Below are 14,563 nucleotides of genomic sequence, written 5' to 3'. Positions count from 1 at the left end.
ATGAACATTATAGCGACCGCCGTGTGTGTTCACAAATTGTAAACTTATCGTCCCTCGTTCGTAAAGAGAGAGAAATACCCGGCCGCAGCCCATTCTTGTCGTTGCACACTATTGCGGTTAGCGCCGTGCTGGTAAATCAATGCCTCGCATTTACAGGCAGCTACTGCTGATTTTGGAAGCGGATACGCAAAGTGAAAAGCGGGAGGTTGTGTCAGGGTGAGGAGGCAAAGAGAACGAACGCGCCGGTGCGACGCATTCGCGAGAGGGCTTCAGCGGCTAATCTTCATCAAAACCGGAGTTGAACAGGTCGACCACCGCCGCCAGCGCGTTGACTTCGTCGGGGCCGGTCGCTTCGACTTCGATGTGCCGGCCCTGGGCGGAATCCAGCATCAGCAGCGCGATGACGCTGCTGGCTTCGGCCTCGGTACCGCTTTCGTTGCGTAGCATCACTTCGGCGTCGAAACTTTGCACCAGCTCGAACAGTTTCATCGCCGGGCGCGCGTGCATGCCCAGCTTGTTTTTGATTTCAACCGTCTGTTTGACCGTCATTGCTTGCGCTTTTCCAGCGTGCGGTGGCGCGACTGCACGTTCTTGCCGCGTGAGCGGAAATAATCGGCCAACTGTTCCGCCACGTATACCGAGCGGTGTTTACCGCCGGTACAGCCGATGGCGACCGTCAGGTAGCTGCGGTTGTTGGTTTCCAGCATCGGCAGCCACTGTTCCAGATAGCTGCGGGTCTGGTAGATGAAGTTGTGCACTTCGGTGTGGCGATCGAGGAACGACGCCACCGGTTTATCCAGACCGGTCATCGGCCGCAGCTTCGGATCCCAGTGCGGGTTAGGCAGGAAGCGCACGTCGAACACGTAGTCGGCGTCGATCGGGATGCCGTGTTTGAAACCGAAGGACTCGAACACCATGGTCAATTCGCGCTCGCGCTTGCCCAGCAGGCGGGTGCGCAGCATTTCGGCCAGTTCGTGCACCGACATTTCCGAGGTGTCGATGATCAGGTCGGCCCGCGAACGCAGCGGTTCGAGCAGGTCGCTCTCTTCGTCGATGGCGCTTTCCAGCGACAGGTTTTTGCTGGAGAGCGGGTGCAGGCGGCGGGTATCGCTGTAACGACGGATCAGCGTGTTGCGATCGGCGTCGAGGAACAGCAGCTGCGGCGAGAAGCTGTCCGGCAGCTGAGTCATCGCATATTCGAACACCTCCGGCGATTCCGGCATGTTGCGCACGTCGATGCTGACCGCCGCCGAGATATTGCGTTCCGCCAGCGTATTGGCGAGCTGCGGCAGCAGCACCACCGGCAGGTTATCAACGCAGTAAAAACCCATGTCTTCCAACGCCCGCAAGGCGACGGATTTCCCGGAACCGGAACGGCCGCTGACAATCATCAGCACCATGTGACAACTCCCCTGGCATCGCGGCGGCGTTCATCGCCACCGTTAGAAACTCTATTATTCCGGCCGCAGCCGGATCCATCATAGTGAAACAGTATCGTTATCCGGGCTGGAAGTCACGCCAGCCGGGCGTCACTCGGTGATGATTTGGTAAAGCTCTTCGTCACTCTGCGCGGCGCGCAGGCGGCGGCATACGGTTTTGTCGGCCAGGCGTTTGGCGACCAGCGACAGGGTATGCAAATGGGTTTTGCACTGATCGGCAGGCACCAGCAGCGCGAACAGCAGGTCGACCGGCTGGTTGTCGATAGCGTCGAAAGCGATGGGTTGGTCGAGACGGATAAACACGCCAACGGCCCGCAGTGTGTCCTCTTCCAGTTTGCCGTGGGGAATGGCGATACCGTTGCCGATACCGGTGCTGCCCATGCGCTCCCGGGTGAGAACCGCGTCAAACACCACCTGCGAAGGCAGGTTGAGCTGTTTAGCGGCCAGTTCGCTGATAATTTCCAAAGCCCGTTTCTTGCTGGTGCAGTGTACCGAGCTTTTGGTGCACTCGATGTTTAACACCGAGCTTAATTGCATATATTCGTTGTTCATCTCATCTTCACTTAAAACCGCGCCGCCGGGCGAACCCGGCAAGGCGGTTTTTCGTCGGTTTTAACCCTGATTACCGTTCGGCGCGTCACCCATGCGGGTCACGCGCCGAAGGGCGAGGTTGCGACGGAGGCAACCTCAACGGAATGGGTTAGGGTGTCAGTGTTGCTTCAATTTGTCTTTATGTTTGTTCAATTGACGTGCCAATTTGTCGATCAGCGTATCAATTGCGGCATACATATTCTCGTCTTCCGAGGTGGCGTGCAACTCGCCTCCATTCACGTGCACCGTTGCTTCCGCAATTTGCTGCACTTTTTCCACACTTAATACAACATACACCTGATTGATGCGATCAAAATACTGTTCGAGTTTGGCGAACTTGTTGTTCACGAACTCGCGCAACGGATCGGTGATTTCAATGTGGTGTCCGGTAATGTTGAGCTGCATAGTGTCTTCCTTCTCAATAGAGGTCAAACCAACTGTTTACGCTGGTTCGACGGCGGGATGGACAAAGACTCTCGGTACTTGGCGACGGTGCGCCGCGCCACGATGATTCCCTGATCGGAAAGCAGGGTGGCCAGCTTGCTGTCGCTGAGTGGTTTGGCGGGGTTTTCCGCCGCAATTAATTTCTTCACCAACGCGCGGATCGCCGTCGAGGAGGCTTCGCCCCCGCTGTCGGTATTCACGTGGCTGGAGAAGAAATATTTCAATTCGAAAATGCCGCGCGGGCTGTGCAGAAACTTCTGCGTGGTGACGCGCGAGATCGTCGATTCATGCATCTCCACGGCCTGAGCGATATCCGCCAACACCATGGGTTTCATAAATTCTTCGCCTTGCTCGAAGAACGCCTGTTGCTGCTCGACGATGCAGCGGGTGACTTTCAGCAGGGTTTCGTTGCGGCTCTCCAGGCTTTTAATCAGCCACTTGGCTTCCTGCAGGTTGCTGCGGATAAACTGGCCGTCGGCTTCGCTGCGGGCGCTGTTGCCCAGCGCGGCGTACTGCTGATTGATCTTCAAACGCGGCACGCTGTCGGCGTTGAGTTCGACCGTCCATTTGTTCTGCGTCTTGCGCACCAGCACGTCCGGAATGACATATTCCGACTCGCCGGTGTTGATCGACTGCCCCGGGCGCGGATCGAGCGACTGAATCAGCAGCATCGCTTCTTTCAGTGTATCTTCTTTTAGCCGGGTTGATCGCATCAGGCTGCGAAAGTCGTGGTTGGCCAGCAGATCCAGATGGTCGCTGATGATCAACCGCGCTTCGGCCAGGTAGGGCGTGTCTTTGGCGTATTGGGAGAGCTGCACCAGCAGGCAGTCGCGCAGATCGCGCGCGGCGACGCCGATCGGATCGAAACGCTGCACGCGCTTCAACACCGCTTCGACTTCCTCGAGGGTTACGTTCTCGTCACCCAGGCTCTCCAGAATGTCTTCCAGCGGCACGGTGAGATAACCGGTGTCGTCCACCGCGTCGACGATGGAGGTGGCGATGGCGGCGTCGGTATCGGAGAACGGCGTCAGATCCACCTGCCACATCAGGTAGTCCTGCAGCGTTTGGGTGGTTTCGCCTTGATAGACCGGCAGCTCGTCGTCGCTGTAGTCGGTGCCGGTGCCGGATGGCGTGCCGGCGGTGTAGATCTCATCCCAGGTAGCGTCCAGCGGCAGCTCTTCCGGCATGTCTTTCTGTTCCAACGCCTCGCGAGTGTCGAGCCCTTCGGTATCGGGGGCTTCTTTGGCGTCGATTTCGTCGTGCGGTTCGGTCTGTTCAAGCAGCGGATTGCTCTCTAACGCCAGCTGGATCTCTTGCTGAAGCTCAAGCGTGGACAACTGCAGCAGGCGGATCGCCTGCTGGAGCTGAGGAGTCATGGCCAGCTGTTGACTGAGCCTGAGTTGCAAACCTTGCTTCATAGTTTTCTGTCTACTTCCGTTAACGGTGTCGTCCCGCAGGACGCGCCGGCGTTTAAAGGCGGAATTCTTCGCCCAGATAAACGCGTTTTACCTGCTCGTCGGCCAGAATAGCATCCGGCGTGCCGTGGGCAATCAGTTTGCCCTGGCTGACGATGTAGGCGCGTTCACACACGTCCAGCGTCTCGCGCACGTTGTGGTCGGTGATCAGCACGCCCAGGCCGCTGTCACGCAGGTGCTCGATGATTTTCTTGATGTCGATAACGGAAATCGGATCGACCCCGGCGAAGGGTTCGTCCAGCAGAATGAATTTCGGGTTGGCCGCCAGCGCGCGGGCGATTTCGACGCGGCGGCGTTCACCGCCGGACAGCGCCTGGCCGAGGCTGTCGCGCAGATGGGAGATATGGAACTCTTCCATCAGCTCTTTGGCGCGGTCTTCGCGCTGTTCGCTGGTGAGGTCGGGGCGAATCTCCAGCACCGCCATCAGGTTGTCGTACACGCTCAGGCGGCGGAAGATCGACGCTTCCTGCGGCAGATAGCCGATGCCGCGGCGCGCGCGGGCATGCAGCGGCAGCAGACTGATGTCTTCTTCGTCGATGACGATGCGCCCGGCGTCGCGTGGCACGATGCCAACCACCATGTAGAAGGTGGTGGTTTTGCCGGCGCCGTTCGGCCCGAGCAGGCCGACGATCTCGCCGGATTTCACTTTCAGGCTGACGTCTTCGACAACTTTACGGCCCTTGTAGGCTTTCGCCAGGTTTTCTGCGATGAGTGTTGCCATAAGTGATTAGTTACTCTTTTTTTGCCCGTTTTTGTCTTGCAACTGCGACGGTACCAGAACCGTTGTCACGCGTTTGCCTTTATCGCTGAACGCCTGCATTTGCTGCTGTTGCACCAGATAGGTGATGCGATCGCCTTTCACGTTGCTGTCGAGCTGCTCCAGATAGGCGTTGCCCGTCAGGGTCACCAGCTGGGTCGCCACGTCGTAGCGCACTTTCTGCGCGTGGCCCTTGACCGGCTTGCCGCTGTCCTGCATCTGGTAGAAGGTTACCGGGTTGCCGAACGCTTCAATATAGGTCTTATTCTGATCTCCGCCAGGGCGGGTGACCACCACCTTGTCGGCGCGGATATCGATGGTGCCCTGCTTGATCACCACGTTGTCGGTGAAGGTGCTGACGTTGCTCTGCATGTCCAGCGACTGCTTGAGCGAATCGATGCTGACCGGCTGGCTGGAGTCGGATTTCAGCGCCAGGGCAGGGGCGCTGACGGCCAAAACGGTGCTGGCGATCAATAGATTACGGAGTTGGTTTTTGGTTCTGGATTTCATAGTTGGTCTTAACCTTATCAATCAGCTCAGCGGTTTTGGTCCGCAGGTTCCCACGCATTTTCATGCCGTTAGAGGTAAAATTCGTCCCGAAAAGCGTGACTTCGTCATCGGAGGAGACGTCCTGGGTGACCAGGTTTACCTGAGCGTTGTCTGTCTTAATTTTTTCCAGCTGCGAGGTGGTGGTCAGGCTGTTTACCTCGACGTGGCCATACAGATACAGCATCCGGTCTTTAGTCAGTTTGGCTCGATCGGCGCGTACTGACCAGGTGGCCAGCGCATTCTCATCGAACAACGTCATGACCGGCTGGGTGAACCAGCTCAGCTCGCCGGCGGTGTAATACTTCGCGTCTTCCGCCACCAGCTTGTAACTCAGCTTGCCGGCCGGGTTGTACACCACGGTGAGCGTGTGCTGGCTCTGGTAAGTCGGATCCTGGTCGTTGACCGGGCCGGGGGCCGTGTCGTCGCTGAAGTCCGTCATGTTCCAGCCGATCAGCGCCAGAACGATCACCGTCAACAGGAGGGTGATCCAAAGTTTGGTTTTACTCATATCGACAGCCCTTTGGCGTCCTCCAGCTTATTTTGAGCCAAAAGAATAATGTCGCACAGTTCGCGCACCGCGCCGCGGCCGCCGGCAATATGGGTGACGTAGTGGGCGCGCGGTGTCAGCAGCGGGTGGGCGTCCGCCACCGCGACCGCCAGGCCTACCTGCGCCATCACCGGCCAGTCGATCAGATCGTCGCCGATATAGGCCACCTGATCTGCCGTTAACGACAGTTTATCCAACAGTTCGCGGAAGGCCAAAAGCTTATCGGATTGCCCCTGATACAGATGGGTGATGCCGAGCGTCTGCGCGCGGTCTTCCAACAGCTTGGCGGAGCGGCCGGTGATGATCGCCACTTCGATGTCCGAAGTTTTCAAGCAGCGGATGCCGTAACCGTCGCGCACGTTGAACGCCTTCAGCTCTTCACCGTTGTTGCCCATGAAGATCAGGCCGTCCGACAGCACGCCGTCAACGTCGCAAATCAACAGGCGGATGTTCCCGGCACGCGCCATAACCTCTTGTTCTACCGGCCCGTAGCAGGTTTCTACCATACCCATTCCGTTCTATTCCTTAATTAAACGACGCCGGCGCGCAGCATGTCATGCATATGTACCACACCCAGCAACTGGTCGCCATCGGCAACCAGCAGCGCGGTGATGTGGCGCTGTTGCATCAGATTCAGCGCATCGACCGCCAGGATGTTGGGGCGCACCCGCACGCCGCCCGGCGTCATGACATCGGCGATCTTCGCTTCATGAAGGTTGATGCCCATATCGAAGACTCGGCGCAGGTCACCGTCGGTGAAGATACCGGCGATTTTCATCAGATCGTCGCAGATCACCGTCAAACCCAGATTTTTGCGGGTGATTTCCAGCAGCGCGTCGCGCAGCGAGGCGTCGGCGCTGACATGGGGCATTTCGTCGCCGCTGTGCATGATATCGCTTACCCGCAACAGCAGCTTGCGGCCGAGTGCGCCGCCCGGATGCGATAGCGCGAAATCTTCCGGCGTGAAGCCGCGCGCCTTCAGCAACGCGACGGCCAGCGCATCGCCCATTACCAATGTGGCGGTGGTGCTGGTGGTCGGCGCCAGCCCCAGCGGGCAGGCTTCCTGTGGCACCTTGATGCACAGGTGGATATCCGCCGCCTTGGCCATCGCGCTTTCCGGGTTATTGGTCATGCAGATCAGGGTGATCCGTTGGCGTTTCAACACCGGGATCAGCGCCAGGATCTCGCTGGACTCGCCGGAGTTGGAGATGGCGAGCACGATGTCTTGCGGGGTGACCATGCCCAAATCGCCGTGGCTGGCTTCCGCCGGGTGAACGAAGAAGGAGGGCGTGCCGGTGCTGGCGAAGGTGGCGGCGATCTTGCAGCCGATATGGCCGGATTTGCCCATGCCCATCACTACCACTTTGCCGCTGCAGGCGGCGATCGTTTCGCAGGCGCGGGTGAAGTCTGCGTTGATGTAGCGATCGAGCTGAGCCAGCCCTTCACGCTCGATCTGAAGCACTTCTTTGCCGGCCTGTTGAAAATCGAAGCCCGGTTGCAACTCAATGTTCGACATACTCATTCCCGTCGGTTTAGCCGAAAGTACTGAAAGGGTTAAAGAACAGCACCGCAAGATACGCAATAAAGCCGCATAATAACAGTGCCCCCGCCAGGTGGCCGATGCGATGCTTGCGGCCGATGCACAGCACGCTCAGCAGCACGCTGGCCGCCAGCATGACCCAGTAATCGCGCTGGAAGGCGGCGGCGTCTACACTGCCCGGCGACAGCAGGGCGGGCACGCCCAGCACGATCACCGTGTTGAAAATATTGGAGCCGATGATATTACCAATCGCCATATCATCCTCGCCCTTTAGTGCGCCGGCGATGGAGGTGGCCAGTTCTGGCAGGCTGGTGCCGATGGCGATAATGGTCAAACCGACCACCAGTTCGCTCAGGCCGAAATAGTGCGCGATCACCGTCGCGTTATCGACCACCATTCTGGAAGAGAGCGGCAGAATGATAAACGCCAGCACCAGCCACAGCACCGCCACGGTGTTGCTGCTGTCCTGCGGCAACTCGGCTATCTGCTCCATGGTCAGGCTGTCGCTGCCCTCGCGCTGCGCCAGGCGGGCGATTTTCAGCATCAGCAGGATAAAACCGGCGGCGGCGGTCAGCAGCAGCACGCCGTCCAGCCTGCTCAAGGTGCCGTCCATCAGCACGAAGCCGCACAATACTGTGACCGCTAACATCAGCGGCAGTTCGCGCCGCAATATTTCGGAGCGCGCCGCCAGCGGGTGGATCAGCGCCGCCACGCCCAGGATCAATAAAATGTTGGTGATGTTGGAACCTAATACGTTGCCAACGGCCATATCTATCTGCCCGTTCAGCGCGGCGGTGGTCGACACGATCAGTTCCGGCAGCGAAGTGCCGATACCGACGATGGTCATGCCGATGATCAACGGCGGCACGCCGAGCGAGCGGGAAATCACCGCAGCACCGTAAACTAAACGGTCTGCACCATACACCAGTAGAAATAAACCAACGATTAATAATGCTATCGCGAGAAACATGCAGGGTCCTTTGTCGGGTATTATCCCGGTTCGTTGGTTAAAGCCGTCAATGCGGCGGTATTGCTTGCCCTCCGTTGCGCGTGTTTGAGCCGCAGCAACGGTTTTTCCCGGCTAATAGTTGAACACTTTCGTTTTTTTCGTTATGGAGCCAATTTTGACCGCGTGGCGCGTAAAAGTAAAACCAATGGCACCATTGGTCGCGAAATGGCAGTAAGTTTTTGTAAAGATGAGACGGATTGTGCCCGTTGCTTTAACATCACGGGTAGATTCAGCAAAAGATGAGTCGTAAAGGGTCCATTAACATGCTCCAGAAGGCAGATAATTTGGTCGAAGTGCGCGACATGAGTTTCTCGCGCGGCGACCGACGGATATTTGAAGACATCAACCTGACGGTGCCTCGCGGCAAGATCACGGCGATCATGGGGCCATCGGGTATCGGCAAAACCACGCTGCTGCGCCTGATCGGCGGCCAGCTGACGCCGGACTGCGGGGAGATTTGGTTTGACGGCGACAACATTCCCGCGTTGTCCCGCCGCCAGTTATACGACGCGCGCAAGAAAATGAGCATGCTGTTTCAATCGGGCGCGTTGTTCACCGATTTGACCGTATATGAAAACGTGGCTTACCCGCTGCGCGAGCACAGCAACCTGCCGGAGCCTCTGCTGCGCAGCACGGTGCTGATGAAGCTGGAAGCGGTGGGGCTGCGCGGTGCGGCTCAGCTGATGCCCAACGAGCTCTCCGGCGGCATGGCGCGCCGGGCGGCGTTGGCGCGGGCGATCGCACTGGACCCCGAACTGATCATGTTCGACGAACCCTTCGTCGGCCAGGATCCGATCACTATGGGGGTGCTGGTGAAGCTGATCGACGAGCTGAATCATGCGCTGGGCATTACCTGCATCGTGGTGTCGCACGACGTGCCGGAGGTGCTGAGCATCGCCGACCACGCCTACATCGTGGCCGATCACCGGGTGATCGCCGAAGGCACCACGCAGCAATTGCAGAACAATCCTGATGCGCGCGTGCGTCAGTTCCTGGATGGTATAGCGGATGGGCCGGTGCCGTTCCGCTACCCGGCCGGGGATTATCAGACTGAACTGCTAGGCTTAGGGAGTAAATAAGCTCATGTTATTAAGAGCGTTAGCGTCGTTGGGGCGCAGTGGCATCGACACCAGTGCCAGCTTCGGCCGCGCCGGGTTGATGTTGTTCAACGCGTTGATTGGCCGGCCGGAACCCGGCAAGCAGTGGCCGCTGTTGTTGAAACAGCTCTACAGCGTCGGCGTACAGTCGTTGTTGATCATCATGGTGTCCGGGCTGTTTATCGGTATGGTGCTGGGGCTGCAGGGGTATATCGTGCTCACCACCTACAGCGCCGAGGCCAGCCTGGGTATGATGGTGGCGCTGTCGCTGCTGCGCGAGCTGGGGCCGGTGGTGACCGCGCTGCTGTTCGCCGGCCGCGCCGGTTCCGCGCTCACGGCGGAAATCGGCCTGATGAAGGCAACAGAACAGATCTCCAGCCTGGAAATGATGGCGGTCGATCCGCTGCGGCGCATCGTGGCGCCGCGTTTCTGGGCGGGGTTGATCAGCATGCCGCTGCTGACCATCATTTTCGTGGCGATCGGCATCTGGGGCGGCTCGGTGGTCGGCGTGGATTGGAAAGGCATCGACAGCGGCTTCTTCTGGTCGGCGATGCAGGGTGCCGTGGAGTGGAAAAAAGATCTGCTCAACTGCCTGATCAAAAGCGTGGTATTCGCCATTACCGTAACCTGGATTGCCATTTTTAACGGCTACGACGCGGTGCCTACCTCTGAAGGGATTAGCCGGGCGACGACGCGTACCGTGGTGCATTCGTCACTGGCGGTGTTGGGATTGGATTTCGTGCTGACAGCACTGATGTTTGGGAATTGATTCGATGCAAACGAAGAAGAGTGAAATCTGGGTTGGGGCATTTATGCTGATCGCGCTGTGCGCCATCGTGTTTATCTGCCTGCAGGTGGCGAACCTTAAATCGATCGGCAGTGAGCCGACCTACCGCGTTTACGCGACGTTCGACAACATCGGCGGCCTGAAACCGCGTTCGCCGGTGAAGATCGGCGGCGTGGTGATCGGCCGCGTGGCGGACATCGAACTCGATCCGAAAACCTACACGCCGCGCGTGGCGTTGGATATCCAGAAAAAGTACGACCAAATCCCGGATACCAGCTCGCTGGCGATCCGCACTTCCGGCCTGCTGGGCGAGCAATATTTGGCTCTCAATGTGGGCTTCGAAGATCCTGATATGGGCACCACCATTCTGAAAGACGGCGGCACCATTCAGGACACCAAATCAGCCATGGTTCTGGAAGATTTGATCGGCCAGTTCCTGTATAAGAGTGGCGGTCAGGACAGCGCCAAACCGGGAGACGCGGCCGCTGAGCCGGCTGCCGGCGCCGCACCGCAACCCGCTGTTCCAAATCATTAAGAGAGGATACCTGCATGTTTAAACGTTTACTGATGGTGGCCCTGCTGGTGGTTGCACCGCTGGCGAGCGCAGCCGACCAAACCAATCCTTACAGCATGATGCAAGAAGCGGCGCAGAAGACCTTCAGCCGCTTGAAGAACGAACAGCCGAAGATCAAGCAGGACCCGAACTACCTGCGCACCATCGTGCATCAGGAACTGATGCCGTTCGTGCAGGTGAAATACGCCGGTGCGCTGGTGCTGGGGCGTTACTACAAAGACGCGACGCCTGCGCAGCGCGAAGCCTATTTCACCGCCTTCCAATCTTACCTGGAGCAGGCCTACGGCCAGGCGCTGGCGATGTACCACGGCCAGACTTACCAGATCGCGCCTGAGCAACCGCTCGGCGGCGCCGACATCGTGGCCATCCGCGTCACTATCATCGACAACGGCGGCCGCCCGCCGGTGCGTCTGGATTTCCAGTGGCGCAAAAACAGCAAGACCGGTTATTGGCAGGCGTATGACATGATCGCCGAAGGCGTCAGCATGATCACCACCAAGCAAAACGAGTGGGCGTCTACGCTGCGAACTCAGGGCATCGACGGCCTGACCAAACAACTGCAGGCCGCCGCCGCGCAGCCGATCTCGCTGGACAAGAAAAACTGATGTCGGCAGCGCTCAGCTTCGAATCAGAGCAGCAGACGCTGATCCTGCGCGGTGAACTGGACCGGGAAACGCTGCTGCCGCTGTGGCGGCAACGCGACGCGTTGATGGCGGGTAAAACCGCGATCGACGTGGCGCAACTGCAGCGGGTGGACTCCTCCGGGCTGGCGCTGTTGCTGCATCTGCAGGAAGAGCAACGCCAACGCGGCGCAGCGCTAAAAATTTTCGGCGCCACCGAGCGCCTGAAAACGCTGATTGCGCTCTATAACCTGCAGGCGATAATGCCTGTCGATACCGCCGGTTAGCGGCGTTTTACGCCGCCTTTAGGTGGTCAAACGCTACAAGGCCCCTGTTATACAGGGGCTTTTTCTTTAGTTTAAGAAAACATCGTATTCCACTAAGATATTAGGCTGTTTATGATCCTTTAGCGGCAGAACTGGATACTATGGAAACCAACGAGATTAAAGACGTGCTGATGCGTGCATTGGCACTGGATGAAGTGCATGTGACGGGTGACGGCAGTCATTTTCAGGCGATCGTGGTCGGCGAACTGTTCGCCGGCATGAGCCGCGTCAAAAAACAGCAGACGGTTTACGCGCCGCTGATGGAATACATTGCGGACAACCGCATTCATGCCTTGTCGATCAAGGCTTACACCCCTGAAGAGTGGCAGCGAGACCGCAAACTCAACGGATTTTAAGGCTGTTTGCCCTGATGGGTGGGCAGCTTCAGATTAGATAACAGAGAGTAGTCAGATGGATAAATTTCGTGTGCAGGGTCGGACCCGCCTGAGCGGTGAAGTGTCTATTTCCGGGGCCAAGAACGCCGCCCTGCCGATCCTGTTCGCCGCCCTGTTGGCGGAAGAGCCGGTCGAGCTGCAGAATGTCCCTAAGCTGAAGGACATCGACACCACCATTAAGCTACTCAATCAGTTGGGCACCAAGATTGAGCGTAACGGTTCGGTCTTCGTGGACGCCAGCGGCGTGAACGAGTTCTGTGCGCCTTACGATCTGGTGAAAACCATGCGCGCTTCCATCTGGGCGCTGGGGCCGCTGGTAGCGCGCTTTGGCCGTGGCCAGGTTTCTCTGCCGGGCGGCTGCGCGATCGGCGCGCGTCCGGTCGATTTGCACATCACCGGTCTGGAGCAGTTGGGCGCTGAAATCAAGCTGGAAGAAGGTTACGTCAAGGCGTCCGTCGACGGTCGCCTGAAGGGCGCACACATCGTCATGGACAAAGTGAGCGTGGGCGCGACCGTGACCATCATGAGCGCTGCGACCCTGGCGACCGGCACTACCGTTATCGAGAACGCCGCGCGTGAGCCGGAAATTGTCGACACCGCCAATTTCCTCAACACGCTGGGCGCGAAGATCAGCGGCGCCGGCAGCGACAAGATCACCATCGAGGGCGTCGAGCGCCTGGGCGGCGGCGTGTATCGCGTGCTGCCTGACCGCATCGAGACCGGCACCTTCCTGATTGCCGCTGCGGTTTCCGGCGGCAAAGTGATGTGCCGCAACACCCGTCCGGATACGCTGGATGCGGTGCTGGCCAAGCTGCGTGAAGCCGGTGCCGACATTGAAGTGGGCGAAGACTGGATCAGCCTGGACATGCACGGCAAGCGGCCGAAAGCGGTCACCGTGCGCACCGCGCCGCATCCGGGATTCCCGACCGACATGCAGGCCCAGTTCAGCTTGCTGAACCTGGTGGCGGAAGGCACTGGCGTGATCACCGAGACCATCTTCGAAAACCGCTTCATGCACGTGCCGGAACTGATCCGCATGGGTGCACACGCGGAAATCGAGAGCAACACCGTGATCTGTCATGGGGTTGAACAGTTGTCCGGTGCGCAGGTGATGGCGACCGATCTGCGCGCTTCCGCCAGCCTGGTGATCGCCGGCTGCATCGCCGACGGCGTGACTCTCGTCGATCGCATCTATCACATCGATCGCGGCTATGAGCGTATTGAAGACAAGCTGCGCGCGCTGGGTGCGAACATCGAGCGTGTGAAAGGCGAGTAAGTGATTAGCGCCGGCGCGGTTGCGTCGGCAAGATGAAAATCAAAGGGCCGGCTATCTATGTCGGCCCTTTTTAATTGCTGTCTTCCGGGAACTCACCCACCGTCATTGTCAACGTAATGCGCTTGCCTTCGCGCAGCACGATGACCGGTATTTCGGTGCCCGGCCTGATCTCCGCCACCTGATCCATGGTCTCCAGCACGGAGACTGCCGGTTTGTTATCCACGTTGATGATGATGTCGTTGATTTGGAAGCCGGCGCTGCTCGCCGGGCCGTTTGGCGTAATTTCGGTCACGATGATGCCTTGCAGGCGATCGATGCCGGAGTTGGACGAGCGCAGCGGAATGATCTCTTTGCCCTGAATGCCGAAATAGCCGCGAATAACGCGGCCGTCGCGGATCAGCTTGTCCATGATCTTGGTGGCCAGTTCGATCGGAATGGCGAAGCCGAGGCCCTCCGGCGTTTCGCCGTCGGTGATTTTGTCATAGGTCAGGGTGTTGATGCCGATCAGCTCGCCCAGCGAATTGACCAGCGCACCGCCGGAGTTGCCGCGGTTGATCGAAGCGTCGGTCTGCAGGAACGTTTGCCGGCCGGTGGTGCTCATACTGATGCGCCCGGTGGCGCTGAGGATGCCCTGGGTCACGGTCTGCCCCAGGTTATACGGGTTGCCGATCGCCAGCACCACGTCGCCGACGTGGGCAACGCGGTTTTTGTTGGTGGGGATCACCGGCAAATTGCCGGGATCGATCTTCAGCACCGCCAAATCGGTCAGGCCGTCGGAGCCGACCAGCAGCGCTTCATAGCGGCGTCCGTCCTGCAACACCACGGTGATCTGCTGAGCGTCTTTGATCACGTGGCGGTTAGTGATGATGTAGCCGCGTTCGTTCATGATCACGCCTGAACCGAGCGACAGCACGTTGGCGGCGCCATTCAGGTTGCGGTTGTAGATGTTCACCACGGCGGGCGCGGCGCGGCGCACCGCTTTGTTAAAGCTCATCGGCGTTTCGTCACTGGTATTCTCAACTTTGTCTGCAAACAGGCCGTTGGAAGAACGCAGCATGGGCAGCGCGGCCAGCAACAGGCCGGCAACGATGAGACCGATAACGACGGAACGCAAGAGCTTAGCAAACATGGAGTTTT

At 58.8% G+C, this 14,563-nt stretch carries 19 protein-coding genes; 7 read left to right on the top strand and 12 right to left on the bottom strand.

What is annotated here, in order from left to right:
- Nucleotides 1-276: 276 nt before the first annotated feature.
- The 11 genes from npr to BHU62_RS10850 all read right to left on the bottom strand — a co-directional run bounded on the left by npr (nt 277) and on the right by BHU62_RS10850 (nt 8,312).
- Nucleotides 277-549 (bottom strand): PTS phosphocarrier protein NPr, encoded by a 273-nt coding sequence (gene npr / locus BHU62_RS10900; protein ID WP_073532031.1) that lies wholly within the window; start codon nt 547-549, stop codon nt 277-279.
- Complete coding sequence (rapZ, locus tag BHU62_RS10895) at nt 546-1,400, bottom strand: RNase adapter RapZ (RefSeq protein ID WP_015379177.1); 855 nt, start codon at nt 1,398-1,400, stop codon at nt 546-548. The genes npr and rapZ overlap by 4 nt, the downstream gene beginning before the upstream one ends.
- 129 nt (nt 1,401-1,529) lie before the next feature.
- Complete coding sequence (gene ptsN, locus BHU62_RS10890; protein ID WP_016930212.1) at nt 1,530-1,991, bottom strand: PTS IIA-like nitrogen regulatory protein PtsN; 462 nt, start codon at nt 1,989-1,991, stop codon at nt 1,530-1,532.
- Between the two features lie 156 nt (nt 1,992-2,147).
- Nucleotides 2,148-2,435, bottom strand: coding sequence for a ribosome hibernation promoting factor (gene hpf, locus BHU62_RS10885; RefSeq protein WP_004937038.1), 288 nt, complete (start codon nt 2,433-2,435; stop codon nt 2,148-2,150).
- A 23-nt stretch (nt 2,436-2,458) separates the two neighbouring features.
- The gene (gene rpoN / locus BHU62_RS10880) at nt 2,459-3,892 is read right to left on the bottom strand and encodes an RNA polymerase factor sigma-54 (RefSeq protein ID WP_073532030.1); all 1,434 of its coding nucleotides are present in this window, start codon (nt 3,890-3,892) and stop codon (nt 2,459-2,461) included.
- 52 nt (nt 3,893-3,944) lie between these two features.
- Entirely contained in the window at nt 3,945-4,670 is a 726-nt protein-coding gene (lptB, locus tag BHU62_RS10875; RefSeq protein ID WP_004937040.1) for an LPS export ABC transporter ATP-binding protein, read from the bottom strand.
- Between the two features lie 6 nt (nt 4,671-4,676).
- Entirely contained in the window at nt 4,677-5,216 is a 540-nt protein-coding gene (gene lptA, locus BHU62_RS10870) for a lipopolysaccharide ABC transporter substrate-binding protein LptA (RefSeq protein ID WP_073532029.1), read from the bottom strand.
- A complete protein-coding gene (gene lptC / locus BHU62_RS10865; RefSeq protein WP_073532028.1) occupies nt 5,185-5,763 on the bottom strand; it encodes an LPS export ABC transporter periplasmic protein LptC in 579 nt (192 codons plus the stop codon). Before lptC ends, lptA begins: the two co-directional genes overlap by 32 nt.
- A complete protein-coding gene (kdsC, locus tag BHU62_RS10860; protein WP_073532027.1) occupies nt 5,760-6,314 on the bottom strand; it encodes a 3-deoxy-manno-octulosonate-8-phosphatase KdsC in 555 nt (184 codons plus the stop codon). The genes lptC and kdsC overlap by 4 nt, the downstream gene beginning before the upstream one ends.
- 17 nt (nt 6,315-6,331) lie before the next feature.
- Nucleotides 6,332-7,318: an arabinose-5-phosphate isomerase KdsD gene (gene kdsD / locus BHU62_RS10855; protein ID WP_073532026.1), complete on the bottom strand. Its 987-nt coding sequence runs from the start codon at nt 7,316-7,318 to the stop codon at nt 6,332-6,334.
- A 16-nt stretch (nt 7,319-7,334) separates the two neighbouring features.
- Nucleotides 7,335-8,312: a calcium/sodium antiporter gene (locus BHU62_RS10850; protein WP_033644493.1), complete on the bottom strand. Its 978-nt coding sequence runs from the start codon at nt 8,310-8,312 to the stop codon at nt 7,335-7,337.
- Between the two features lie 302 nt (nt 8,313-8,614).
- On the opposite strand from BHU62_RS10850, the gene mlaF reads away from it, so the two are divergent.
- The 7 genes from mlaF (at nt 8,615) to murA (ending at nt 13,426) form a co-directional block, all read left to right on the top strand.
- The gene (mlaF, locus tag BHU62_RS10840; protein ID WP_073532024.1) at nt 8,615-9,430 is read left to right on the top strand and encodes a phospholipid ABC transporter ATP-binding protein MlaF; all 816 of its coding nucleotides are present in this window, start codon (nt 8,615-8,617) and stop codon (nt 9,428-9,430) included.
- A gap of 4 nt (nt 9,431-9,434) precedes the next feature.
- Nucleotides 9,435-10,217: a lipid asymmetry maintenance ABC transporter permease subunit MlaE gene (mlaE, locus tag BHU62_RS10835; RefSeq protein WP_073532023.1), complete on the top strand. Its 783-nt coding sequence runs from the start codon at nt 9,435-9,437 to the stop codon at nt 10,215-10,217.
- Between the two features lie 4 nt (nt 10,218-10,221).
- Nucleotides 10,222-10,770, top strand: a complete 549-nt coding sequence (gene mlaD, locus BHU62_RS10830; protein WP_073532022.1) for an outer membrane lipid asymmetry maintenance protein MlaD — start codon at nt 10,222-10,224, stop codon at nt 10,768-10,770.
- Between the two features lie 14 nt (nt 10,771-10,784).
- Complete coding sequence (mlaC, locus tag BHU62_RS10825) at nt 10,785-11,414, top strand: phospholipid-binding protein MlaC (protein ID WP_073532021.1); 630 nt, start codon at nt 10,785-10,787, stop codon at nt 11,412-11,414.
- Nucleotides 11,414-11,716: a lipid asymmetry maintenance protein MlaB gene (gene mlaB / locus BHU62_RS10820; RefSeq protein ID WP_073532020.1), complete on the top strand. Its 303-nt coding sequence runs from the start codon at nt 11,414-11,416 to the stop codon at nt 11,714-11,716. The genes mlaC and mlaB overlap by 1 nt, the downstream gene beginning before the upstream one ends.
- Nucleotides 11,717-11,856: 140 nt before the next feature.
- Nucleotides 11,857-12,111 carry a BolA family iron metabolism protein IbaG gene (ibaG, locus tag BHU62_RS10815; RefSeq protein ID WP_073532019.1) on the top strand — a complete coding sequence of 85 codons (255 nt, stop codon included), beginning with the start codon at nt 11,857-11,859 and terminating at the stop codon, nt 12,109-12,111.
- A 55-nt stretch (nt 12,112-12,166) separates the two neighbouring features.
- Complete coding sequence (murA, locus tag BHU62_RS10810) at nt 12,167-13,426, top strand: UDP-N-acetylglucosamine 1-carboxyvinyltransferase (RefSeq protein WP_073532018.1); 1,260 nt, start codon at nt 12,167-12,169, stop codon at nt 13,424-13,426.
- 70 nt (nt 13,427-13,496) lie between these two features.
- Here murA and degS read toward each other — a convergent pair whose 3' ends face one another.
- On the bottom strand, nt 13,497-14,555 hold the full coding sequence (gene degS, locus BHU62_RS10805) for an outer membrane-stress sensor serine endopeptidase DegS (RefSeq protein WP_073532017.1): 1,059 nt from the start codon (nt 14,553-14,555) through the stop codon (nt 13,497-13,499).
- Nucleotides 14,556-14,563: the final 8 nt, after the last annotated feature.

Source organism: Serratia marcescens (assembly GCF_001902635.1).
GTDB lineage: Bacteria > Pseudomonadota > Gammaproteobacteria > Enterobacterales > Enterobacteriaceae > Serratia > Serratia marcescens_F.
This window is presented reverse-complemented; position numbering and strand designations above follow the sequence as displayed.